This window comes from Mesorhizobium sp. M1004 (assembly GCF_040318795.1).
Lineage (GTDB): Bacteria > Pseudomonadota > Alphaproteobacteria > Rhizobiales > Rhizobiaceae > Mesorhizobium.
Map to the genome: position 1 here is coordinate 279,370 of NZ_JAMYNB010000009.1, position 22,194 is coordinate 301,563.

The window sequence follows — 22,194 nt, forward strand, 5'->3', positions numbered from 1 at the left end:
GTTTTAGATGATCCCGGACGAATACGGCGCGTGCCGAGAACGTGGCTAATCTGTTGAACCAATCCGAAATAGTCTGACGTTGTCTATGAGCCGTGTGCCGCCGAGCCAGGCGGCGGCAAGCAACCGTGCCGGTCGATCGAGGCTTGTTATCGGGTGCAGATCTGCCTCATCGCGAAGTTCCAGGTATTCGACCTCGCGATAGCCTGCAGCCAGAATTGCTGCGCGAGATTCTGCAAGCGTTGGCAGGATGGGTGAGCCGCGCTCAAGCCGCTCAGCCGTCTTGAGCAGGACCGATGATAGCTTGGGAGCAACAGCGCGTTCCGCTGGCGAGAGCCGCACATTGCGCGATGATAACGCAAGACCGTCGGCTTCACGGACTGTCGGACAGGCAACAATGGTGATTGGAATATCCAGATCCCGGGCCATGCGCCTGACCAGGTGAATTTGCTGAAAGTCCTTTTCGCCAAAGAAGCCGAAGTCAGCGCTGGTCTGCAGGAAGAGCTTGGCGACGACGGTCGCCACGCCGTCGAAATGCCCCGGCCGGAATGTACCGCACAGGCCTTCGCTGACACCGCAAACCGAAACGGTGGTGGCGAAGCCCGCCGGATACATCTCCTCTGCATCTGGCGCATAAAGCAGGTGCGCGCCAACCGGTGCCAGTTTGGCGGCATCCTCGTCCTCGGTGCGGGGATACGCGGCAAGATCGGCCTGGCTGTTGAATTGCTTCGGGTTGACGAAGAGCGTCACTATCACACGGTCTGCCTTCTCGAGTGCAGCGCGCACCAGGCTGAGATGGCCCTCATGCAGGACGCCCATCGTTGGCACCAGGGCTATCCTCACACCTTCGCAGCGCCATGCGGCGACGCTTTCGCGAAGCTGGTCAACGCTCCTGACGATCGGCACGCTCACGCTGCTTCTCCGCTCTTGGTGGCGTCCGTGTCGGCGGGCTTGGGCGCATCGGCAAACACGTGCTCTGCGGCGGGAAACTGGCGCTCCTTCACCTCGCGCGCATAGGAAGCGATCGCAGCCGCAGCCGCCTCCCGGAGTTCAGCATAGCGCTTGACGAACTTGGGCCGGAAGTCGCCGAAGAGGCCCAGCATGTCGTCGACGACGAGAATCTGGCCGTCACAGGCTGCCGAGGCACCGATGCCAATGGTCGGGGTCGCCACCTCCTTGGTGATCCGGCGGGCGAGCGCCTCAGGAACCTTCTCCAGGACGACCGCAAAGGCGCCCGCTTCGCCCACCGCAATTGCGTCGCGCCTGATGCGCTCGGCATCCCCGCCCCTGCCCTGTACGCGGTAGCCACCGATGGTGTTGATGGCCTGCGGCGTCAATCCGACATGGGCCATGACGGGCACGCCGCGTGCGGCGAGGAAGCCGATCGTCTCTGCCATCGCTTCGCCGCCTTCGAGCTTGACGGCCGTGCAGCCGGTCTCGGCCATGACGCGCGCGGCATTGCGGAAAGCCTGCTCTGGGCTTTCCTCGTAGGAACCGAACGGCAGGTCGACCACCATCAGCGCCTGCTTGATGCCACGGCGCACCGCCTGGCCGTGCGTGATCATCATCTCCAGCGTGACACCGAGCGTCGAGGGCAGGCCGTGGAGAACCATGCCGACGCTGTCGCCGACGAGCACCACATCACAATGGGGATCGACAAGCCGGGCGACTGGGGTGGTGTAGGCGGTAAGGCAGACGAGCGGCGTCCCACCTTTGCGCGAACGAATATCCGGCGGTGTGATCGCCCTGGTGTCACCATAAGCGCTCATGGGACCCTCCTTCCCCTACGTTACCAGCTGCGGCTGTCGCCTTTGGCACATTTTTGTGCAGGTGCGAAGAGCAAAAAAATGGCCATGCAGCTGCGGGGTGTTGACGTGCCAATTGGCACGCTTACACTAAATCGATTAAGGTGCCCCCGAGTTGGCCAAATAATGGACGATCAGGCAATAGGACTCAGGAAAGACAGAGCCGCCGGCAAGGCCGACAACGTCAAAGTGGACTTGATCGCCTTTGTGGTCGCCGTAAACGGCAGTCAACCCTGTGTCCTCACCATCGGCCAGGCGGACACCTTGCCCTCCGGTCCCTTTGCGCTTGAGCACCGATCGCTGCAATCCGGCTTGAGGGGGTGGGTCGAGCAGCAAACCGGCCATCGGCTGGGGTACATTGAGCAACTCTACACGTTCGCGGATCGGGATCGCATCGGCGCCGAGCGCCAGCAGCGCGTCATCTCCATCAGCTATCTGGCATTGACGCGCAAGGAACAGGCAGCGGGCTCGCCCAAGTGCGGATGGCAGAGTTGGTATGAATATTTTCCATGGGAGGACCACCGCTCCGGCACGCCTGCGGTCGTGCTGGACGTTCTGCGGCCGCGCCTGATCGAATGGGCAAACGGGGTTGGCGATTCGGCCACGCGACGTGAACGCTGGCAGCGGGCGACGATAGCCTTTGGCTTCGACGACCGCCTTTGGAACGAGGAACTCACGCTTCAACGCTATGAGTTAGTCTACGAAGCAGGCCTGGTCCAAGAGGCCGTAAGAGGGCGGGACGCAGGACCCCCGCCGCTGGTGCCCAGCAAGTCCATGGTCGCCGATCATCGCCGCATCGTGGCGACCGGCATTGCGCGGCTGCGCTCCAAGATCAAATACCGCCCAGTCGTCTTTGAGCTGATGCCGCCGGTCTTCACGCTTTTGCAGCTGCAGCGAACCGTGGAGGCGCTCGCCGGCAGGCTCATCCACAAGCCGAACTTTCGCCGACTGATCGAACAGCAGGAGCTGGTCGAGGAGACCGGAGAGGCCACCACTGAGACCGGCGGCCGGCCAGCGAAGCTTTTCCGTTTCCGCCACGCCGTTCTCGACGATAGGCTCATCGCCGGGACAAAATTGCCGCTGGCGCGGGGTTGACATCCCTTATACTCACAGCAAGTATATGCTGGTTATTTTCAGTTAGAGTATAAGCGGGAGGGGGTCGATGGGCGCCATGCTGCCTACGGCCGCGTTGCTCTACGAGCGCGTCCGACGAGTGATCCCGCCGATTGAATGGCCGGCTTTCGCCGAGGATATCGAGGCGATCCTTGCGCTGAAGCGCGAGCGCAACGCGATCATCCTGGCGCACAATTATCAGACGCCCGAGATCTTCCACTGCGTGGCCGACATCGTCGGCGACAGCTTGGCACTAGCCCGCACGGCTGCGACGGTCGAGGCGCAAGTCATCGTGCTGGCCGGCGTCCATTTCATGGCCGAAACGGCCAAGCTCCTCAATCCGGGCAAGACCGTGCTCATTCCGGATCTCAGCGCCGGTTGCTCGTTGGCGGACTCAATCACGGCAGAAGACGTGCGCTTGATGCGCCAGCGTTATCCCGGCGTTCCGATCATCACTTATGTAAATACGTCCGCCGAAGTGAAGGCCGAGTCGGATATCTGCTGTACATCCGGCAACGCCAAGGCGGTCGTCGAATCCCTTGGGGTTCTCCGGGTGATCATGTTGCCGGACGAATATCTGGCCCAGAATATCGCCGCTCAGACAGATGTGCAGATCATCGCCTGGAAAGGGCGTTGCGAGGTGCATGAGCGCTTTACACCGGCCGACATCCGCGAGTTGCGCGAAAGCCATCCCGGCGTGGTCGTGCTCGCCCATCCCGAATGCCCGCCCGACGTCGTGGCTGAAGCAGATTTTTCCGGCTCGACGGCTGCCATGTCCGACTATGTCGAAAGGCAAAGGCCGCCACGTGTCGTGCTGATGACGGAATGCTCAATGAGCGACAACGTCGCGTTAGCGCACCCAGAGGTCGAGTTCATCCGGCCCTGCAATTTGTGCCCGCATATGAAGCGGATCACGCTTGCCAACATCCGCACGGCGCTCGAGCAGAACCACCATGTCGTAACCGTCGAACCCGGGATCGCCGGGCGCGCGCGGCTAGCGGTCGAACGGATGCTGGCAGTTTGAGCGCCGACCTCCGCAGCTTCTTCGGGCGGCCCATCATCATCGGCGGCGGCATCGCCGGACTGATGACCGCGCTTCAACTGTCGCCGGAGCCGGTGCTTCTTCTGTCAAGGTCGCTGCTGGGAGCTGACAACTCGAGCACCTGGGCCCAGGGGGGCCTGGCTGCAAGTTTCGGCGAAGACGACGATCCGGCAATGCACCTGGCCGATACGGTTGCCGCCGGGGATGGTCTCTGCGACAGAGACGTGGCGAGCCGCATCCTCCAAGCCGCGCCCAAGGCCATAGAGGGGCTTGCGGGCTTTGGGGTTCGCTTTGACCGCACGCCGGAAGGATCACTGTGCCTCGGATTGGAGGCCGCACACAGCCGACGTCGCATCGTTCATGCGCATGGGGACGGCACCGGGCGTGAGATCATGCGTGCGCTGATCGCGGCTGTGCGTTCCACTCCGTCGATAGTTGTCGTGGAGGGCGTGGAAGCGCGCCGGCTCGCAGTGCGAGAGAATGCGATCCGAGGCGTCTGGGCGAGCTGTTCGATCGCACCTTTCTTCTTCGGCTCACGGCGGGTGGTTCTCGCCACCGGTGGCATCGGGGGACTGTTTCTCGACACCACGAACCCTTGGGGCAGTTGCGGACAAGGCCTTGCGCTTGCGGCCCGCGCTGGAGCTGTCCTAGCCGACCTCGAATTCATTCAGTTCCACCCGACCGCGCTTGACGGCCCAGAACGCCCTATGGCGCTGGTCAGCGAGGCTGTGCGAGGCGAAGGTGCTGCCCTGATCGATGAAACCGGCCAGGCTTTTCTCCAGAGCGTGCCCGGGGCGGAACTTGCGCCTCGCGATGTCTTGGCCCGCGCCGTGTGGAACCATCTTGCGGACGGCCACCATGTTTTTCTCGATGCCCGACAACGGCCAGGCCCGGCATTCGCTCGACATTTCCCGACAATCGCATCAGCCTGCCTTGGAGCCGGCATCAATCCCGCGCGCGATCTCATCCCCATTCGTCCGGCCCAACACTACCACATGGGTGGCGTTGCCGTGGACAGCTCGGGCAGGACCTCCGTCAAGGGGCTGTGGGCCTGCGGCGAAGTCGCTTCGACAGGACTGCATGGCGCCAACAGGCTCGCCAGCAATTCCTTGACGGAGGCAATCGTGTGCGCCCGCTGGGTCGCTGAAAGCGTCGCCGGAACGCCTGCGCGCAGAACAAGGCCTGCGTTTGCGAACGTTTACCCACCGCCCGCTCCGATAGCCGTGCGCGTTTTTCTGTCGCGCGCACTCGGCATCGTCCGGGATGGTCAAGCGTTGAAAGCAGCCGCGCGTGCCTTATTGCCGCTCGCCGAAAGCAAGGATGCGGTCTCGGATCCGGCGGCTGTCGGGCTAATGATTGCTGTTGCCGCCTTGTTGCGCGAAGAAAGCCGCGGCGCTCATTACCGGACAGATTTTCCTCATCATGCGACTGCCGCCCGACGGTCCGAAATCACGCTCGAAGCCGCCTTGGCGGCTGCGCGGGAACTCGGACACTCGCCAAGCTCCGAAGGTGCAAAGTGATGATGCTCTCACCGCTCCCCACGGTCCTGCTTGAGCCGCTTGTACGGGCATCTCTTCTTGAAGACCTTGGCAGAGCCGGCGACTTGACCACGGACGCCATCGTCCCGAAGGAATACCAAGCGGGAACCGTGTTGGTGGCGCGACAGTCCGGAGTTGTCGCCGGCATCGATCTGGCGATGCTCGCTTTCGGCTTGATTGATCCTGGTGTCGAAATCTCCGTGGAGCGGGCAGACGGCTGCAATGTCGTGGATGGAGAGGTCATTGCATCAGTGGTTGGCCCGGCCCGGGCCATTCTCACAGCCGAAAGGACGGCACTCAATTTTTTGTGCCATCTGAGCGGCATCGCCACAGCAACGGCATCGATCGTCGCTGCGGTTCGTGGATATGGCGCGAAGATCGTCTGCACCCGCAAGACGACGCCCGGATTGCGGGCAGTCGAAAAGTATGCCGTGCGCGCAGGTGGCGGGTCCAATCACCGCTTCGGCCTGGACGATGCAATTTTGATCAAGGACAACCACATCGCCATCGCAGGCGGCGTCCGGCCAGCGCTCGAGCGAGCACGAAGAGCGGCCGGTCATCTCGTCAAGATCGAAGTCGAGGTCGATACTCTGGCCCAGTTGGAGGAGGTACTTGGCTTCGCTCCCGATGCGGTTCTGCTCGACAACATGTCCCTCCCCGATCTTCGCCGCGCCGTCGCAATGGTCGGTGGCCGCGCTATCACCGAGGCTTCTGGCGGGATCACGTCGCATACAGCGCGAGCGGTTGCCGCGACCGGCGTTGATCTGATTTCGGTCGGCCGACTCATCCACAGCGCGCCGATCCTGGATATCGGCCTCGACCATCGGGGCTCATGATTGTCTGAGTAACGAACAGGATTGGGTCAACTGTCCTTTCCGATCACTAGTCAGATAGCAAAGACCCGCAAGTCATACCGGAGGAACTATGCAAACGGCAAGTTCAACGCAGACATCGCCACAAGCTCAATCCCCTGACCCCCCTGACCTTGGGGCGTGGACCTTGGAGAAGGCTCAGGCACTTTACCATGCCCCCTTCAACAATCTCCTCTTCCTGGCGCAAACGGTGCACCGCCAGAATTTCGATCCAAACAAGGTCCAGCTCAGCCGGCTGCTCAGCATCAAGACCGGAGGATGCCCGGAGGATTGTGGCTATTGCAGCCAGTCGGCGCGTCACGAAACCGGGTTGGAGGCGTCCAAGCTGATGGATGTCAGGCGCGTCATCGCCGAAGCGACCAAGGCGCGTCATGCCGGCGCCACCCGTTATTGCATGGGCGCGGCCTGGCGAAACCCCAAGGCGCGCGACATGGATGCGGTGGTGGCGATGGTCGAAGGCGTCAAGGCGCTGCGCCTGGAGACCTGCATGACACTCGGCATGCTCGATCTTGAGCAAGCCGCTCGACTGAAGCAGGCGGGTCTCGACTACTACAACCACAACATCGATACGTCAAAACGCTACTATAGCCAGATCATCGGTACGCGGAGCTTTGCCGAGCGGCTCGAGACGCTCGAGCACGTTCGCAAATCCGGCATCAAGGTCTGCTGTGGAGGCATTGTCGGCATGGGCGAGGAGCCGGTGGACCGGATCGACATGCTGGTGACGCTGGCCAATCTGCCGGAACATCCGCAAAGCGTTCCGATCAACATGCTGATCCCGATCGCCGGTACGCCGCTTGCAGACGCCAAGCCCATTGAGCCGATCGAATTCGTGCGCGTGATCGCGCTGGCGCGCATCATGATGCCGAAATCGCATGTCCGTCTGTCCGCCGGCCGCACCGCGATGACTGACGAGATGCAGGCGCTGTGCTTTTTTGCCGGCGCCAACTCGATCTTCTTCGGCGACACGCTGCTGACGGCGGACAATCCCGGTGAGGACAAGGATACCCTGCTGTTCCGGCGCCTTGGCATCGATCCGATGGAACTCGAGGCGCAATGAACGGGGCGCCGCTTGCCCGTTATGATGCGACCTTGCAGGGGCTAGCGCGCAAGGACCGGCTGCGGACGCTTTCGCCCCGCGCCGGGCTGGACTTCTCGTCGAACGACTATCTCGGGCTGGCCGCGTCCAGAAGACTTGGCGATGCGGTTGTGGCGGCGATTGCGCGGGGCACGCCGGTTGGCGCCACCGGGTCGCGGCTGTTGCGCGGCAATGCACCGGAACACGAGCAGCTCGAGGCAGACGCGGCGGCATTCTTTGGAGCCGACCGCGCGCTGTTCTTCGGCAGCGGCTACATCGCCAACTTCGCTCTGCTGAGCGCCCTGCCGCAGAAGGGCGATCTTTTGGTTGTCGATGAGCTCGCCCATGCCAGCATGCATGAGGGTGCGCAGGCCGGGCGCGCACAGTTCGTGCTGGCCGCGCACAACGACGCCACCGCTGTCGAGGATGCGATTACACGTTGGCGCGTCGCAGGCGGCATGGGATGCGTCTGGATCGCGGTGGAAAGCCTTTACAGCATGGATGGCGACTGCGCGCCTTTGGAGAGCCTGGTCGCACTTGCCGATCGGCACGGCGCATTCATCGTCATTGATGAGGCGCATGCCACCGGCGTCTGGGGACCGGATGGCCGGGGGCTTGCCGCCGCTTTCGAGGGCCGCGACAACATCATAGCGCTCCACACCTGCGGCAAGGCGCTCGGCGCATCTGGTGGGCTCGTCACCGGGCCGAGGGCACTGTGCGAATATCTGATCAACCGTTGCCGGCCATTCATCTACGCAACCGCGCCATCGCCACTGATGGCGGTCGTGGCGCGCGAGGCACTCGCAATGCTCGCCGACGAGCCTATGCGGCGTGTTCAGCTGCATGAACGCGTCGCCAGCGCCGGCCGGTTGGTCAATCGCTGGGGTGTGACACCAAGTGGCTCTCAGATCCAGCCCTTAGTAATCGGCGATGTAAGGCGCACCATGGCAGTGGCGGCGCGCCTGCAGGCCCGCGGCTTCGACATACGCGGCGTTCGTCCTCCGACCGTGCCCGAGGGCACGTCGCGGCTGCGCATCTCACTGACACTCAATATTGGCGAAGCCGACATTTCCGCCATGGTCGAGGCGCTGGTCGAGGTGTTGGCCGAAACATCACCGGAGGCGATATGACCCAACGCATCGTCATCACCGGAACGGATACCGGAGTTGGCAAGACCGTGTTTGCGGCTGGGCTCGCCGGTTTGCTGGACGGCTTTTACTGGAAACCGGTGCAATCGGGCCTCGACGGCGAGACCGACAGCGAGGTTGTCGCGCGGCTTGCCGGCTTGCCCTCAGAGCGCGTGCTGCCGGAAGCCTACCGCTTGCGGAGCCCGCTGTCGCCGCATCGTTCGGCCGAGATCGACGGCGTGGCGATCAAGGCTGCCGATCTTGCTTTTCCCGTCCTACCGACGCCGCTCGTCATCGAAGGCTCCGGCGGCCTAATGGTGCCGCTCAACCGGCGCACAAGGTTAATCGACATCTTCGCTGAATGGCGGCTGCCCGTTATTCTGTGCGCCCGCACCACACTCGGCACCATCAACCACACCTTGCTATCGGTCGAGGCGCTCCGCGCCCGCTCCATCCCGTTGGCGGGCATCGCTTTCATCGGCGATGAGATGGCCGATACGCAACGGACCATCGTGGAATTCAGCGGTGCCCCGCAGCTCGGCAGGCTGCCGCACCTCGATGTGCTGACGGGCAAAACACTGAGGGACGCAATGGTTGCCGGCTTCGCCTTCGCCTCGATTACTGGAGGTGACTGATGTCGCAGTCTCATGTGTGGCATCCCTTCACCCAGCACGCACTCGAGCCTGCGATCCCAGAAATCGTCCTGACTGAGGGCGCCTATCTCCACAGGGCCGACGGCGCCCGCATCCTGGACGCCATCTCCTCCTGGTGGGTCGTCACACATGGCCACCGCCATCCCCGCATCATGAAGGCAATCGAGACAACCGCGTCGAGCCTCGACCAGATTATCTTTGCGGGCTTCACGCACGAGCCGGCAGAGCGCTTGGCCAAGGCGCTTGTCGGCCTCGCTCCCGCTGGACTCGACTGGGTGTTCTATTCCGACAGTGGCTCGACCTCAGTCGAAGTCGCGCTGAAGATGGCGCTCGGTTATTTCCGCAACATCGGCGCGCCGCGCTCGCGCATCGTCGTCATGGAGCACAGCTATCATGGTGACACGATTGGAACGATGAGCGTCGGTGCGCGTGGCGTGTTCAACGCCGCCTATGAACCCTTGCTGTTCGAGGTCGACATCATCCCCTTTCCGGCCGCGGGGCACGAGCAGGAGACGCTGGATCGTTTCGAGGCTGTGACCCGCGATCGACGAGCCGCAGCCTTGATCGTCGAGCCGCTGGTGCTGGGCGCCGGCGGCATGCTGATGTATCCAGCATCGGTTCTGGCCGAATTGAAGAAGATCACTGAGGCCTCCGGCTCGCTGCTGATCGCCGACGAGGTGATGACCGGCTGGGGACGCACCGGAACCATGTTCGCCTGCGAGCAGGCATCGATTTCTCCAGATATCCTGTGCACCTCCAAAGGCTTGACTGGCGGCACCATCCCGCTGGCCGTAACGCTTGTCACCGATGCCATCTTCCGGGCGCACTATTCCGAGGACCGGAAGAAGACGTTTTTCCATTCGAGCTCCTACACCGCCAATCCGATTGCCTGTGCGGCAGCACTCGCCAATGTCGAGATCTGGCGCGACGAGCCAGTGGCCGGGCGGATCACGGCCTTGAGCGTGATGCAGGCCGTCGGGCTGCAACGCTTTCGGGACAATCCATATTTTGCCGACTGTCGAGCCACGGGAACGATCGCGGCGCTCGACCTGCGAACCGGTTCAGCAGGTTATCTCGCCGAGATTGGTCCGAAGCTGCGCGCTTTCTTCCTCGAGCGCGGCCTGCTTGTGCGCCCGCTCGGCAATGTCCTCTACCTTCTGCCACCCTATTGCATCGCAGGCGACGAGCTCGAACGACTCTATGACGCCATCGAGGAGGCCGGGGAACGCTTCGGGTCAAGGCCATGAGCAAGTCGTCGCGCATTCTCGGACTTGGCCATCACGTGCCTGGGCGCAAGGTGGCCAATGCCGAGATCGAGAGCAATCTCGGCCTCGAGCCGGGCTGGATCGAAAGGCGTACCGGAATCCGTTCGCGCTTCTGGGCAACGGACGAAGACACGCTGTCGGGTCTTGCCACCCGGGCTGGCGACATGGCGCTGGTGAACGCCGGTATTGCGCGCCACGACATCGGTCTGCTGTTGCTTGCCACCTCGACGCCCGACCATCTTCTGCCGCCAAGCGCGCCGCTGGTCGCACACAAGCTTGGCCTTGGCCGCGCAGGCGCGGTCGATCTGACCGGCGCCTGCGCCGGCTTCATCTATGCGCTCATGTTTGCGGACGGGTTCACCCGCCTGCATGGCAAACCAGCGCTGGTCATCGCCGCCAACATCCTCAGCCGCCGCATCAATCCAGCCGAGCGCGCGAGCTCAGTCTTGTTCGCCGATGCCGCCGGCGCCCTGGTGATCGGTCAGTGCGATGATGCTGATCGGGGCATTCTCGGTGCCTCGGTGGCTTCGGACGGCTCGCGCTACGGGCTGATCCAGATTCCCGCAGGAGGAAGCAACACGCCGTTCCATGGCGACCTCGACCTCGGGCAGACCCGGATGACGATGACCGACGGGCCCGAAGTGTTCGCAAAAGCCGTCGAGATGATGACCGATTGCTCGACAGCCGCGCTAGCCACTGCGGGAGTGCGGCCACACAATGTCGGCCGGTTTGTGCCGCATCAGGCCAATACTCGGATTTTCGGCGCGGTCGGAAGAAACCTCGGCATTGCGGACCAAGCAATTGTCAAGACGATTGCCGAATACGGCAACTCTTCGGCCGCGACGGTCCCGCTGTCGCTCTCGCTCGCCAACCAGATGAAGCCATTCCAGCCAGGAGAGAAAATCCTTCTGGCGGCGGCGGGTGCGGGTCTCAGCGGCGGCGCTCTCGTGGTTGGAATCTAGCCGGCCGGCTCACGCGCGCAGGATTGGTCATGAACGGCAATAGGAGCAACAGAACCAATGCCAAAAAATGGCCTTCTGAAGCTCGACATGACCAAGCTGACGCAGCACGACCCGTGCGAGCCTCTGGATGAGTTCAAATGCAACACCCGTTGCACCAATCGTACCATCTGAATAAAGCTCAATTACAAAGGGTGAGCCGCCCCATATATGTCGGATACCCGACATTGTTCACATAAAAGGCTCGATGCTTACACGCTCTTTGCTGCCTGCTCTTTGCTGTCTTCTCTTTTCTCTTTGCTCTTTGCTCTTCCGTCTTGACTAGCAGGAGCCTGCGGCTTATCTCATTGCCGCGTTAGCACTCGCTTCGGCTGAGTGCTAGGCATGCTCCGGCAACGGAGCACCGTTCAACATCCGCACCAAGGAAATCCAAAAATGGCAAAGTCGAATTTCCGGCCGCTGCATGACCGCGTGGTCGTACGCCGGGTCGAATCCGAATCCAAGACCGCCGGCGGGATCATCATCCCGGATACGGCGAAGGAAAAGCCGCAGGAAGGCGAGATCATCGCCGTCGGCTCCGGCGCTCGCGACGAAGCCGGCAAGCTGGTCCCGCTGGACGTCAAGGCCGGCGATCGCATCCTGTTCGGCAAGTGGTCGGGCACCGAAGTCAAGCTCAATGGCGAAGACCTTCTGATCATGAAGGAATCCGACATTATGGGCATCATCGGCTGATTATCGGCCTCACCGTCAACTGAATTTCGGGCTTGATCGCAAGCCCCTGCCAGGAGCTAAAAAATGGCTGCCAAAGACGTAAAATTCTCCCGCGACGCCCGCGAGCGCATGCTTCACGGCATCAACATCCTCGCCGACGCGGTGAAGGTGACCCTCGGTCCCAAGGGCCGCAACGTCGTCATCGACAAGTCGTTCGGCGCACCGCGCATCACCAAGGACGGCGTCACCGTCGCCAAGGAAATCGAACTTTCCGACAAGTTCGAAAACATGGGCGCGCAGATGATCCGCGAAGTTGCTTCGAAGACCAACGACATCGCCGGTGATGGCACCACGACCGCGACCGTCCTGGCGCAGTCGATCGTCCAGGAAGGTAACAAGGCCGTTGCCGCCGGCATGAACCCGATGGACCTGAAGCGCGGCATCGACCTGGCCGTGACCGAAGTGGTCGCGGCTCTCGGCAACGCTGCCAAGAAGATCAAGACCTCCGAGGAAGTTGCCCAGGTCGGCACGATCGCCGGCAATGGCGACGAGTCGGTCGGCAAGATGATCGCCGAAGCGATGCAGAAGGTCGGCAATGAAGGCGTCATCACGGTTGAAGAAGCCAAGACCGCCGAGACCGAGCTGGAAGTCGTCGAAGGCATGCAGTTCGACCGCGGCTATCTCTCGCCCTACTTCGTCACCAACGCCGACAAGATGGTTGCCGAGCTCGAGGACGTCTACATCCTCCTGCACGAGAAGAAGCTGTCCAACCTCCAGGCCATGCTGCCGGTTCTCGAAGCCGTCGTGCAGACCTCCAAGCCGCTGCTCATCATCTCGGAAGACGTCGAAGGCGAGGCTCTGGCCACGCTGGTCGTCAACAAGCTGCGCGGTGGCCTGAAGATCGCCGCCGTCAAGGCGCCGGGCTTCGGTGATCGCCGCAAGGCCATGCTGGAAGACATCGCCATCCTCACCGGTGGCCAGGTCATTTCGGAAGACCTCGGCATCAAGCTCGAGAATGTCGGCCTCAACATGCTCGGCCGCGCCAAGAAGGTGTCGATCTCCAAGGAGAACACCACCATTGTCGACGGCGCCGGCAAGAAGGACGAGATCCAGGGCCGCGTTGCCCAGATCAAGCAGCAGATCGAAGAGACCACGTCGGACTACGACAAGGAGAAGCTGCAGGAACGTCTGGCGAAGCTCGCGGGCGGCGTCGCGGTGATCCGCGTCGGCGGCGCGACGGAAGTCGAAGTCAAGGAAAAGAAGGACCGCGTCGACGACGCCCTCAACGCGACCCGTGCGGCCGTGGAAGAAGGCATCGTTGCAGGCGGCGGCGTCGCTCTCCTGCGCGCTTCGGCCAACATCAAGGTCACCGGCGTCAATGCCGACCAGGCTGCCGGAATCAACATCGTTCGCCGTGCACTGCAGGCTCCGGCCCGTCAGATCGCTTCGAACGCAGGTGCTGAAGCTTCGATCGTTGCCGGCAAGATCCTCGACAACAAGGGCGCGACCTACGGCTACAACGCCCAGACCGGCGAGTATGGCGACATGATCGCCATGGGCATCGTCGACCCGGTCAAGGTCGTTCGCACCGCTCTCCAGGACGCGGCCTCGGTCGCCGGCCTGCTCGTCACCACCGAAGCCATGATCGCGGAGGCTCCCAAGAAGGAGTCGGCCGGCGGCGGCATGCCTGGCGGCATGGGCGGCGGCGGCATGGGCGGCATGGGCGGCATGGGCGGTATGGATTTTTAATCCAGCCCCTATCAACTTACAGCGGACAGGGCGGCAGCAATGCCGCCCTTTCCTTGTGTGCCGAACATGATCGAAACCTTGGAGTGCGTCCCGAGGATCTCGTTCGAGCCTCACCGCATGGTCGAGAATTAGGATCTTGTCTGATCGAGCAATTCGCGGGCTCAACCTGGTCAAACCGGCGCCCCCTACGAACTGCCCGATCCTTGAGGATTCCGCTGCGCGACAATCACGATGATTCATTCAGTTGGTAGCTATAGGCGGTGAATCATGAGGGGCATTGAGGAGCGTGGCAAGGCGCCCATCTCGGCATTTAACTCCATCGAGCGTGATATCAGGGACAATTCTCTCATCGGAACCGGCGGCTGGCGTTGAAGGACCCGGTGAATCATCCTGATCTATAGTGGAGCAGACGCGCTCTGAGCCTCAAGAGCGTTTCCTCCTCTGAGTATCCTTGATCTGCCGCTGGACATTCTCGTTGATATTGCTGAGCGGCTCAGCCCGATGGATCTGCTGAGGATTTCGCACACAAATCAAGAGCTGCGTGTCGCCGCGATGATAGTCGCAACGCCTCAAGAAAGGCGGATTCAGGTTCAGGCCATCTGTGGCAGCCCTTGCACCGGGCTCCAGCAACGTCTCGTCGTCGTGGCCGAGGGGCCTCGTGACCCCGACGACTGCGCTTCGGCCTTGTGGGGCCTCGGAGCGGGCGTGGCAGCGCTTGCACCCGAGCTCCAGCGGCGTCTCATCCTCCTCGCCGAAGACCATTGCCCTGGAGGGCCTCGGAGCAGGCGTGGGTGGCGGACATAGCAGCCTGTCCCATACCTATGAATACGTTTGGCTGAAGCAGACCGATGGCTGCGCGTCGAAGCCGAAGCCGTCGAGTTCGCGGACAAACGGGAACTGCGCGATCTTGCTCGACATGAGCGTGTCGAGCTGGTCGCGGATCGCCGTCAACTTCAGCCGATCCAGGATTGCGATCAGCAGGTCATGATCTAGGGTCGTCATCACCAGCTCCCTCCGGCCACCGCTCCGTACTCGGCGAGTGGCCGCGGCAAGGTGGCCGGGGGTGATCTTGATCCGCTCGGCGCGCACCGGCCCTTCGAAGCCGGCAACGCCGACAAAAGGCTCTGTCGCAAACCTGGAAATGGGGTTGTGAACGGCCATTTCGGCCTGTCCGTCAGGCAGCGAGGAGATCGAAACAGCGATCGACAGACTTGTAGGCATACCTCGCCTGTCGCTTGCCCATCATGTGGATCATCTCGATGCCGGAGAGGATAACCACGTCGTTCGCATGCGACTTGAAGCCGAGCATGGATCGAATGCGGCTTGATACGCCGGTGATCCTGTTCGATCCGATTGTTGAGATGCCGGCTATTGCGGAGCGGATCGGCTTCAGCGGTCGCCGCGATCGCTGCCGCAGCCGGCTTTCAGCGTCGCAGGAAAGGATTGCTTCGTAATTGGTCTGGCTGCCGTCGATGACGATGCGCTCCGGCCGGCCATGGCGCGTCAGCGCCTTGCGGAGGAAGCGTTGGGCCGCCACCTGGTTACGGTTTTCGCTAAAGAAGAACTCGACCGTATCGCGGAGGATGTCGATAGCGCGGTAGAGATACCGCCGCGGACCTTGATGTACGTCTCGTTTGCTGCCGACCACACGCTTGCGCCGGTTGAAGCGCTCCAGCAGCTGCGGCGAGAAGTGGGCGACCCAGCGATGCACAGTGGAGTGGTCGACCTCCAACGCGTTCGGCCATCATCTCTTCCAGATCGCGCAGGCTCAGAGTGTAGGCCAGGTACCAGCGCACGCACAGCAGGATCACCGACTGGTCGAAATGGCGGCCCTTGAACATCACGTGCTCCTCCACAGCTGAGGCGTTTTTCTTGCCATGCTCGCTTACAAAAAGGTTTGCGACAGAGCCGTTCGAACCGCATGCCGACACCATCGTCAAGGGCGGCCGCGGTGTCCATTATGGCCACAAGCTCAACCTGACGACGGCAGGCAGTCTGTTCTTTCAATTTAGACCAACTATGCGGATGCCGCCTCAGTCAATTCAAGAATGTAACCAATGCCGCGCATGGTCGTGATACGTGGCGTTGCACCTGACCTACTCAGGTGTCCACGTAAGCGATAGATTCCGACTTCAAGCGCGTTGGCAGATACCTCGTCGTTGAACGAATAGAGGTGATCTTCCAACTGCGCACGAGGCACGATGCGGCCTGCACGGATAAGCAGATGCTCTAAAATACATAGTTCGCGGCGTGCGATCTTCAGAGGATGACCCGAGACGGAAACCTGTCGGCCGATCGGATCGAAATTGAGATTGCCAAATACAACGATGGGGTCGGTCACCTGTGTCGACCGGCGCAGAATGGCTCTCATTCTGGCGATGAGCTCATCGAAAGAGACGGGCTTGAGCAGAAAGTCGTCCGCGCCACCGTTGAAAATTGCAATCCGCTTCTCGAGATCGTTGATGCTACTCATAATGAGGGTTGGAACTGAATGCCCGTTGCTCCTTAGCTGTCTCAGCCAGCCCAAGCCATCGCCATCTGGCAGAGCCAACTCCAGCAGGAGAATTTCATAGGTTGCGCAACAAAATGCCCTCGACGCCTGTTCCAGGTTGCCAACTACATCAACGGCAAAACCGCTATCCCCGAGCGCAACTCGCACAGCGCGCGTAAGATCCACATGATGATCAATGAGCAGCGTTCGCATTTCACGTCCTATCAAGGTCGGACAGGTCACCGTCCGCTGTAAGACCGGGGCGACAGCGGAAGTCGCGCAACTCTTCGTAGTGTTCGTAACGCTCTTTCCGATGGGTGATCGCGGGAGCATGCAAGCCGCACGCCTGCAATAGTCGGGGATGGAACACGTGAAGACCTGTTGACGGGCTGAAACCGTCGGTCGGCCAGCCCACAATGCCACCGACTCTGCCTGCGATTTCTCTGCGCATCGATCCTCCTATGGGTTGCGTCGCAAACTCCAGCTGAGGTCGCAAGGGCAGGTTGCGGCTTTGTTCATTGAGAGGACCCCCTGGAGGCAATACCAGGAGGATTCCTATATGGCACTTCCCGATTTACCACCGGTCATTCCGAACCACGTTCGGCGTCTTTGAAGACATTCATTGAGCGCGGCTAGGTAAATCAAGGGTACGACCTGCCGGGTGTCGGTGCCGCTTTTGAAGCAGGCATCGGCACCAGCTCGGTGAGCGTCGCCCGCGCAATTCAGCGGACGCGCTCGATACACCCAGTCGAATCGTGCCGCGACTTGCCGCGCCGACAGGGCGCCCGAAGACTTCAGACTTGTGACCGAAGGTCTACGCCCAGTCCTCCTCCCATTATCCACCTCCCTCAAATCAAAGTGGAGGTTCAATCTGAACAAATTACGCCATCGTATCACAAACGACTTACCGTTCCCCGACGTGCTCTAGCCTTAGTGCTTGTTAAGAAGGTCGGCTACTGTCTCTCCGCGTCGCCGGGCATCGGCGGCGAGCCACACCTCCCCCACCTCATACACGTCGCCGTGGGTACTGAACGGCACAATGACGTCAATGGCAGCCGACAGCAGGTCAAGAAGCGTGTGGTCTTCCACAGCAGCTCCTTGCGGGCTGCTCTTGACGAGTGAAAAGAGCTTTTTAAAGCCTTGGACCGGATCCGCCCCATGAATCGTTGATATTGATCCCGCATGGCCGGAGACGACTTCGCTAAGGTAGGCCCAAGCAGCATCATCGCGCATCTCGCCAAGCAATATTCGATCAGGGCGCATGCGCAAGCTGGCTTGCAACAGTTGCTCGGCTGTCACCGCACCTACGCTTGCTCGGTCCTTCGGATAGAGTAATCGGACATGGTTCTCGTGCGGGATTGCAAGTTCGAGCGTGTCCTCGATACTTATCAGCCTCTCTTGCGGGGGTATAGCGTTGATCAAAGTCTTGCTCATTGTCGTTTTGCCGCTTCCAGTAGGTCCGCAAAGCAGCATCGTGAGCCGCCCGCAAACGCATGCTCGCAAAAATTGCTCCAAGTCACCATGGTCGTAGTGCTGAAGAATCGTTTCGTCCTGCCGCTCTTGGCGCTCCTTTCGTGACCGCCATTGATTCCAACGCGAGTATTCGTAGCGAGAAGAAACTTCCTTGAGTTCGGTCACACGACTTGAGGGACGCCGTATCGTCAGGCTTATTGTTCCTGAGGGAACAGCGGGCGGCAAACAGATCTGCAGCCGCTCTCCGTTCGGCAGCTCAGTCGCACAGAGGGGGCTTTGCGGTCCGACATCTTGCTTGCGCAGCGCTCCAGCGAGGATCGCGATGTCCTCCAGATCGTCATAAGATAGCGGTAGCGGATGTTTCGTGAAAACGCCGGCCTGTCGGACAAAGGCTTCCCCAGGCCGGTTGATAGCGACCTCTTCGGTCCTTGGCTCCTCAAGCCATTTCAAGACAGGGTTGAGAAGCAAACGCAATTGAGGGTCAGCCTCCGGTCGCATTGTTGTCTCTCCGGCGTTGGCGATGTTGGGGGGCTGGCGCCACGGCGATCGGTCTAAGATCGTATACATCTGAGAAATCGAGGTCCCGAGCCACAAAGATCGATACAGCATCTCCCTGGTTTTTCTTCAGAGTTGGCGGAACGTTGATCGTTGCTCTAAGGGTCGTGTCAACGGCTTGTCCGGCGTTGCTCTGGAAGCTGTTGATGCCGCTTCCTCCACCTGAGCTGCCAGCGTATTGACCGGCGGCCTGAAACGCGCCTTGAATGACGCTCATGAGCATTGCTCCACCAAAGCGCTGCCAGAAGTGATTATCCACCGTGCCAGGCATTCCGGAGCGGCCGAGCTCGTCAGCGCCCGGCGACGCTAGCGAAACGAGGGCATGGTCAGGCGTTTCGATGCGCGTCCACAGCACGAAGACACGCGCATCCCCCTGTTGGAGACCACGCTGGATCTCGCCAATCACGGTCGTCCCGCGATCCAAAAGCACCACGTTGTTGGTGGCGCCGCGGACGTCTTTAGGTAAGACGCACTTCACATAACCCGGTAAATTTGTGTCGACTGCCGTTTGCAAAATGCAGGGTATTATCGTTCCTTGGGTAATCACGAGATCAGGGTGCGGCAAAAGTGTGGCCCGGCTTGGCTCCTGTATATCTGGCTTCAATCGCCTCGTCAGATCGCCAGCCTCTGAAATCTCATGCGAGGTCGCGGGAGCATCCCTATGGTTGTCTTCGCTCCGCTGACCGTCGTTGGGCATTTGACCGCTGCCACTGTAGGCGAAAATTGGTGTTTCCTCCGGCGGCGGATCAGCTGGCGCCGGAGGCGGCATGGATGGCGCAGGATCTCCTGCCTGCGCCGCCTGTACGGGTGCTGGAGCTTCGGGAGCAATCTCAATCGGCACGGGGCGGAATGGCTCGGCGTCGGCGACAATTGCAGGTTTTGGCTGAGTTGGCTCGTCTTGTGTGCTGGGACGACCGCCGAGCCAGATGAGCGATAGAGATGAGATGAGAACAAGTGCAGCGATGGCCAACTTCTGCAATCCCGAAACATGCCGGCGGGCCGGCTCCGAGACCATCGATCCTGAGGCATGGACATCATGTCCCGACTGTGGGCCGGTTTCATTCATCGGCCGGGCCTTTCAAAACGCGCCACACGTCGGGTGTCACTGTACCGGTCCCTGGCGCTCGTCCCACAGGGTCATAAGCCCTGTTGAAAATGGACAAGACCGTATTGCCATCTCTCAGACGCCATTCCCGGGCGACTGCGGATACTTCAACATAGTCTCCTTTGACCGTGTAATTGGCAGCGGCTTCCTTGCCGTCGGGATTGATAATGTAGAGGGAGGGTATGCGGGAATTGCTTGCGAAGCCAAATACGGTGGTAAAGCCATTATCGAAAACTTCCAGCGGCGCCAGCGATCGATCGCCCTTTGCGACGTAGTGAAAATTGCTTTCGTCCGGACTGGTAGTTGCGGCGGGCCGATTCAACAAATCCTGAACTCTCTCGTCGCGCAGCACTTTCGCCCGGGCCTGACCAAGAATCGAGCGCCTTTCTGCGTCCTTTCTCTGAGCAGCAGCGTCATCAGCAGGATAGGTGAACTGCACACTGTAGTATAGGTCAGGTTGCTTCTCATCGAGTTTTGGCATCGCTTTCGTTGAAATACTGAAGACGTATCTCCGTGTACCGGACTCACTCTCGGCCAGCACAATGACGGGCTGCGGCGGGAGCATCCGGCTAGCCTTAAAAAAGAGATAGTTGGCGCGCGGGAGCGCAGCCAGGTCTTTGCTATTGGAAACGGCCACGGCTGCGACTGTCTCGTTGGCCGCGAATGTGACAACCAGCGTTGCCCCCACTGCGGTAGACAGGCGCACCACTTCGTCAGGACGGTAAGCCAGGTAGCGCATGCGCGCATCATGCTTGCCGGCAAGTGGTGTGTCTTCCGCGGACGCTTCCATCGTTAAGAAGAGTGAACAGACCAGCGCGAGAAACGCTCTTTTTGTCATGGCTGCACATAGCCCAGGTTCGATACGCTATCTTCCGAGCTTTGATAGGAAGCGACGAGTAGACCTCCCGGATTGGTGAGCCTCGATTGCCCAGGCAGACCCGTCAAGCGCTCGTAGCGGATGGTAGCTGTCCAGGTGGTCACTATCGGCATCTGCCCATCGACAACAAGCGTACGTTTGTAACGGATCTGTTGAACGTCCGGACTGATGTCGTTTGAAGAAATATGCCCGACCTCGAGCTTGCCGCGTTTGCCGACCGTGACTTGCGGCGAGGTGGGATTCGGATAGTTGAAGAAATCTTGATATTGCTGTCGCACAGCCGGCGCGCTGAAACTGGATACGAGGTCATAGGCGTATTGGGCTGTATCTGCTGTGTACCCCTCGCGCAGGCGTACATATTCCCACAGCGAAGCATTTATGACGGCTCGGTCTTGGGTTGCCGGCAGTCGAGAGACTGACACTTCGCTGTCGACGGTCCCATCCGGCCGGACCCAGAGGAACACAGGTACGAGCTTGGCCAACGGGACCATGGCAGCAATGGTAAATGCCTGTGCAACATTTCCTAGGACCGCCGCTGCGGCAAAGGCTATCAGGGCCTTTGACAGGCGCCGCGCAGACTTCGCTCGTGAAGTTTGAAACGCTTCCACCTTCTTATAGTGGGCGGCTAGCGTTTCTCTCTCCACCAGAAGGGCATGTTCAGGAACTTTCACTTTGGCTCTTCCGCGCATTCGACCCGAAGATCCTCAGGGGTGGTTTCCCATTGTCCCACGTTCAGTTGGAATGGGGCACCCGCGCATGTCGCAAGCCCATGGCTCGTCTTGCAGGCGGCCAAAGCGAGGATTGACAGAAGTAGGCAATATTTCATGTTTTTGGCACCGAGCTTGTCGATTGATTAAGCACCCGCCGTTTTGGCAAAGTGGCGATTGAGGCTGTTAAGAGGTCGGTTCGCACCTCCCCAAGAGCCGCCGGCGATGCTGCTGGCGATCGTCGGAAGCGCGACGATCAGAGCGTCACCAGCTAGGAAAAGCATGTCGAGCTCGTAAAGCCCGATGATCTTGGCTGCTGTCGTGCCCGAGAATTTGATCATCAAAAGCATGGCTGCCAGCGAGACTGCTTCGGCAGCGATTACTATCGTTGCAACGATGTTGAGGAGGAGAAGCAGCAGCCCGTACGAGAGCAGTTGGCCGATCCATCTGGTGGCTATGTCTCGAGTGTGATCAAAAAGGTAGCCTACAAGGACCAGGGGGCCGATCGTCAAGAGCACCTTCGTCAGAATTCCAACGGCATCGTAGATCTCGAACGCTGTCCACAGCGCGCCGTAGAAAATCCATTGCGCTCCCTCGAAAGCAAGTATGTCCTGGCCGTTCATAGGCCCAATTTCGGAAGCAATCAGCTGAAAGACATACTGGCTTGAAGCAAACATGAGATCGAGCTTCTGGGGGATTCCGATGAAGGGCAAGTCGCTGCCACTGATGTCGTGAGCCAACCTCGGAATCGTGTCGTCGAAGAGCGCTTCAATGTACTGCTGATAGTTGGCCTGCCCTAAGATAAGGGCGACGACAATCGACACCATGATTACGCGCGAGATACCCCCGCGCGCATCGACTTGACCACGCATGACCAGACAGCCTTGGATTATTATCCAGAGCGTGACACACGCAACCAGAGGCGCACTGACCGCCGCTTGGACGTTTTCAAGCACTTTGTGCAGCCCGGACGTGAAGGCCCCATGAAAGATCGTGTGTATAGTCGTGAATGGCGCGGGAATTTTGAAATTCATGGCGTGAGCCTGATGTGTCCCTGATCAGCGCAGCTGAGCCTGA

Annotated in this window: 21 protein-coding genes and 1 pseudogene; 11 read left to right on the forward strand and 11 right to left on the reverse strand. The window is 60.7% G+C overall.

Translation table 11 applies throughout. The features are described 5' to 3' along the window. Window positions 1-45: 45 nt before the first annotated feature. Window positions 46-909, reverse strand: a complete 864-nt coding sequence (gene panC, locus NKH54_RS20315) for a pantoate--beta-alanine ligase (RefSeq protein WP_023740408.1) — start codon at window positions 907-909, stop codon at window positions 46-48. Beyond that, complete coding sequence (gene panB, locus NKH54_RS20320; RefSeq protein WP_023707031.1) at window positions 906-1,766, reverse strand: 3-methyl-2-oxobutanoate hydroxymethyltransferase; 861 nt, start codon at window positions 1,764-1,766, stop codon at window positions 906-908. Before panB ends, panC begins: the two co-directional genes overlap by 4 nt. A gap of 162 nt (window positions 1,767-1,928) precedes the next feature. On the opposite strand from panB, the gene NKH54_RS20325 reads away from it, so the two are divergent. From NKH54_RS20325 to groL, 11 genes are all read left to right on the forward strand, one after another. Next, the gene (locus NKH54_RS20325; RefSeq protein WP_023673634.1) at window positions 1,929-2,897 is read left to right on the forward strand and encodes an NUDIX hydrolase; all 969 of its coding nucleotides are present in this window, start codon (window positions 1,929-1,931) and stop codon (window positions 2,895-2,897) included. A 67-nt stretch (window positions 2,898-2,964) separates the two neighbouring features. Continuing rightward, on the forward strand, window positions 2,965-3,939 hold the full coding sequence (nadA, locus tag NKH54_RS20330; protein WP_023673635.1) for a quinolinate synthase NadA: 975 nt from the start codon (window positions 2,965-2,967) through the stop codon (window positions 3,937-3,939). Further along, entirely contained in the window at window positions 3,936-5,477 is a 1,542-nt protein-coding gene (locus NKH54_RS20335; RefSeq protein WP_023750561.1) for an L-aspartate oxidase, read from the forward strand. Before nadA ends, NKH54_RS20335 begins: the two co-directional genes overlap by 4 nt. Beyond that, window positions 5,477-6,331, forward strand: coding sequence for a carboxylating nicotinate-nucleotide diphosphorylase (gene nadC, locus NKH54_RS20340; protein WP_353028783.1), 855 nt, complete (start codon window positions 5,477-5,479; stop codon window positions 6,329-6,331). Before NKH54_RS20335 ends, nadC begins: the two co-directional genes overlap by 1 nt. An 88-nt stretch (window positions 6,332-6,419) precedes the next feature. Beyond that, window positions 6,420-7,427, forward strand: a complete 1,008-nt coding sequence (bioB, locus tag NKH54_RS20345) for a biotin synthase BioB (RefSeq protein ID WP_353028784.1) — start codon at window positions 6,420-6,422, stop codon at window positions 7,425-7,427. Next, a complete protein-coding gene (locus NKH54_RS20350) occupies window positions 7,424-8,575 on the forward strand; it encodes an 8-amino-7-oxononanoate synthase (protein WP_023673639.1) in 1,152 nt (383 codons plus the stop codon). The genes bioB and NKH54_RS20350 overlap by 4 nt, the downstream gene beginning before the upstream one ends. Then, on the forward strand, window positions 8,572-9,207 hold the full coding sequence (bioD, locus tag NKH54_RS20355) for a dethiobiotin synthase (RefSeq protein ID WP_023673640.1): 636 nt from the start codon (window positions 8,572-8,574) through the stop codon (window positions 9,205-9,207). Before NKH54_RS20350 ends, bioD begins: the two co-directional genes overlap by 4 nt. Then, a complete protein-coding gene (locus NKH54_RS20360) occupies window positions 9,207-10,472 on the forward strand; it encodes an adenosylmethionine--8-amino-7-oxononanoate transaminase (RefSeq protein ID WP_023673641.1) in 1,266 nt (421 codons plus the stop codon). Before bioD ends, NKH54_RS20360 begins: the two co-directional genes overlap by 1 nt. Then, a complete protein-coding gene (gene bioZ / locus NKH54_RS20365; protein WP_023685574.1) occupies window positions 10,469-11,452 on the forward strand; it encodes a 3-oxopimeloyl-[acyl-carrier-protein] synthase BioZ in 984 nt (327 codons plus the stop codon). The genes NKH54_RS20360 and bioZ overlap by 4 nt, the downstream gene beginning before the upstream one ends. A gap of 432 nt (window positions 11,453-11,884) precedes the next feature. Further along, window positions 11,885-12,181: a co-chaperone GroES gene (groES, locus tag NKH54_RS20370; protein ID WP_019863563.1), complete on the forward strand. Its 297-nt coding sequence runs from the start codon at window positions 11,885-11,887 to the stop codon at window positions 12,179-12,181. 63 nt (window positions 12,182-12,244) lie between these two features. Then, complete coding sequence (gene groL, locus NKH54_RS20375) at window positions 12,245-13,909, forward strand: chaperonin GroEL (protein WP_286460910.1); 1,665 nt, start codon at window positions 12,245-12,247, stop codon at window positions 13,907-13,909. A gap of 843 nt (window positions 13,910-14,752) precedes the next feature. Here the strand turns inward: groL and NKH54_RS20385 are convergent. From NKH54_RS20385 to NKH54_RS20425, 9 genes and pseudogenes are all read right to left on the reverse strand, one after another. Further along, window positions 14,753-14,911, reverse strand: a pseudogene (locus NKH54_RS20385) (ATP-binding protein); the annotation flags it as partial. A gap of 172 nt (window positions 14,912-15,083) precedes the next feature. Further along, on the reverse strand, window positions 15,084-15,641 hold the full coding sequence (locus NKH54_RS20390) for a DDE-type integrase/transposase/recombinase (protein WP_023673697.1): 558 nt from the start codon (window positions 15,639-15,641) through the stop codon (window positions 15,084-15,086). Window positions 15,642-15,926: 285 nt separating this feature from the next. Next, window positions 15,927-16,613, reverse strand: a complete 687-nt coding sequence (locus tag NKH54_RS20395) for a response regulator (RefSeq protein WP_023679590.1) — start codon at window positions 16,611-16,613, stop codon at window positions 15,927-15,929. A 717-nt stretch (window positions 16,614-17,330) separates the two neighbouring features. After that, window positions 17,331-18,371, reverse strand: a complete 1,041-nt coding sequence (virB11, locus tag NKH54_RS20400; protein WP_023673699.1) for a P-type DNA transfer ATPase VirB11 — start codon at window positions 18,369-18,371, stop codon at window positions 17,331-17,333. Then, on the reverse strand, window positions 18,355-19,494 hold the full coding sequence (virB10, locus tag NKH54_RS20405; protein ID WP_031203435.1) for a type IV secretion system protein VirB10: 1,140 nt from the start codon (window positions 19,492-19,494) through the stop codon (window positions 18,355-18,357). The genes virB11 and virB10 overlap by 17 nt, the downstream gene beginning before the upstream one ends. Further along, the gene (locus NKH54_RS20410) at window positions 19,487-20,371 is read right to left on the reverse strand and encodes a TrbG/VirB9 family P-type conjugative transfer protein (RefSeq protein ID WP_352853623.1); all 885 of its coding nucleotides are present in this window, start codon (window positions 20,369-20,371) and stop codon (window positions 19,487-19,489) included. The genes virB10 and NKH54_RS20410 overlap by 8 nt, the downstream gene beginning before the upstream one ends. Continuing rightward, on the reverse strand, window positions 20,368-21,081 hold the full coding sequence (locus tag NKH54_RS20415) for a type IV secretion system protein VirB8 (RefSeq protein ID WP_023707035.1): 714 nt from the start codon (window positions 21,079-21,081) through the stop codon (window positions 20,368-20,370). Before NKH54_RS20415 ends, NKH54_RS20410 begins: the two co-directional genes overlap by 4 nt. Further along, window positions 21,078-21,236: a type IV secretion system lipoprotein VirB7 gene (locus NKH54_RS20420; protein WP_081726271.1), complete on the reverse strand. Its 159-nt coding sequence runs from the start codon at window positions 21,234-21,236 to the stop codon at window positions 21,078-21,080. The genes NKH54_RS20415 and NKH54_RS20420 overlap by 4 nt, the downstream gene beginning before the upstream one ends. A 27-nt stretch (window positions 21,237-21,263) precedes the next feature. After that, window positions 21,264-22,151: a type IV secretion system protein gene (locus NKH54_RS20425; RefSeq protein ID WP_023673703.1), complete on the reverse strand. Its 888-nt coding sequence runs from the start codon at window positions 22,149-22,151 to the stop codon at window positions 21,264-21,266. Window positions 22,152-22,194 lie beyond the last annotated feature (43 nt).

Bases quoted from the DNA above. Each gene is read 5' to 3' on its own strand.
- panB (WP_023707031.1), bottom strand. From the start codon at position 1,766: ATGAGCGCTTATGGTGACACCAGGGCGATCACACCGCCGGATATTCGT.
- NKH54_RS20325 (WP_023673634.1), top strand. From the start codon at position 1,929: ATGGACGATCAGGCAATAGGACTCAGGAAAGACAGAGCCGCCGGCAAG.
- nadA (WP_023673635.1), top strand. From the start codon at position 2,965: ATGGGCGCCATGCTGCCTACGGCCGCGTTGCTCTACGAGCGCGTCCGA.
- nadC (WP_353028783.1), top strand. From the start codon at position 5,477: ATGATGCTCTCACCGCTCCCCACGGTCCTGCTTGAGCCGCTTGTACGG.
- bioB (WP_353028784.1), top strand. From the start codon at position 6,420: ATGCAAACGGCAAGTTCAACGCAGACATCGCCACAAGCTCAATCCCCT.
- NKH54_RS20350 (WP_023673639.1), top strand. From the start codon at position 7,424: ATGAACGGGGCGCCGCTTGCCCGTTATGATGCGACCTTGCAGGGGCTA.
- bioD (WP_023673640.1), top strand. From the start codon at position 8,572: ATGACCCAACGCATCGTCATCACCGGAACGGATACCGGAGTTGGCAAG.
- NKH54_RS20360 (WP_023673641.1), top strand. From the start codon at position 9,207: ATGTCGCAGTCTCATGTGTGGCATCCCTTCACCCAGCACGCACTCGAG.
- bioZ (WP_023685574.1), top strand. From the start codon at position 10,469: ATGAGCAAGTCGTCGCGCATTCTCGGACTTGGCCATCACGTGCCTGGG.
- groES (WP_019863563.1), top strand. From the start codon at position 11,885: ATGGCAAAGTCGAATTTCCGGCCGCTGCATGACCGCGTGGTCGTACGC.
- groL (WP_286460910.1), top strand. From the start codon at position 12,245: ATGGCTGCCAAAGACGTAAAATTCTCCCGCGACGCCCGCGAGCGCATG.
- NKH54_RS20395 (WP_023679590.1), bottom strand. From the start codon at position 16,613: ATGCGAACGCTGCTCATTGATCATCATGTGGATCTTACGCGCGCTGTG.
- virB11 (WP_023673699.1), bottom strand. From the start codon at position 18,371: ATGCGACCGGAGGCTGACCCTCAATTGCGTTTGCTTCTCAACCCTGTC.
- virB10 (WP_031203435.1), bottom strand. From the start codon at position 19,494: ATGAATGAAACCGGCCCACAGTCGGGACATGATGTCCATGCCTCAGGA.
- NKH54_RS20410 (WP_352853623.1), bottom strand. From the start codon at position 20,371: ATGACAAAAAGAGCGTTTCTCGCGCTGGTCTGTTCACTCTTCTTAACG.
- NKH54_RS20420 (WP_081726271.1), bottom strand. From the start codon at position 21,236: ATGAAATATTGCCTACTTCTGTCAATCCTCGCTTTGGCCGCCTGCAAG.
- NKH54_RS20425 (WP_023673703.1), bottom strand. From the start codon at position 22,151: ATGAATTTCAAAATTCCCGCGCCATTCACGACTATACACACGATCTTT.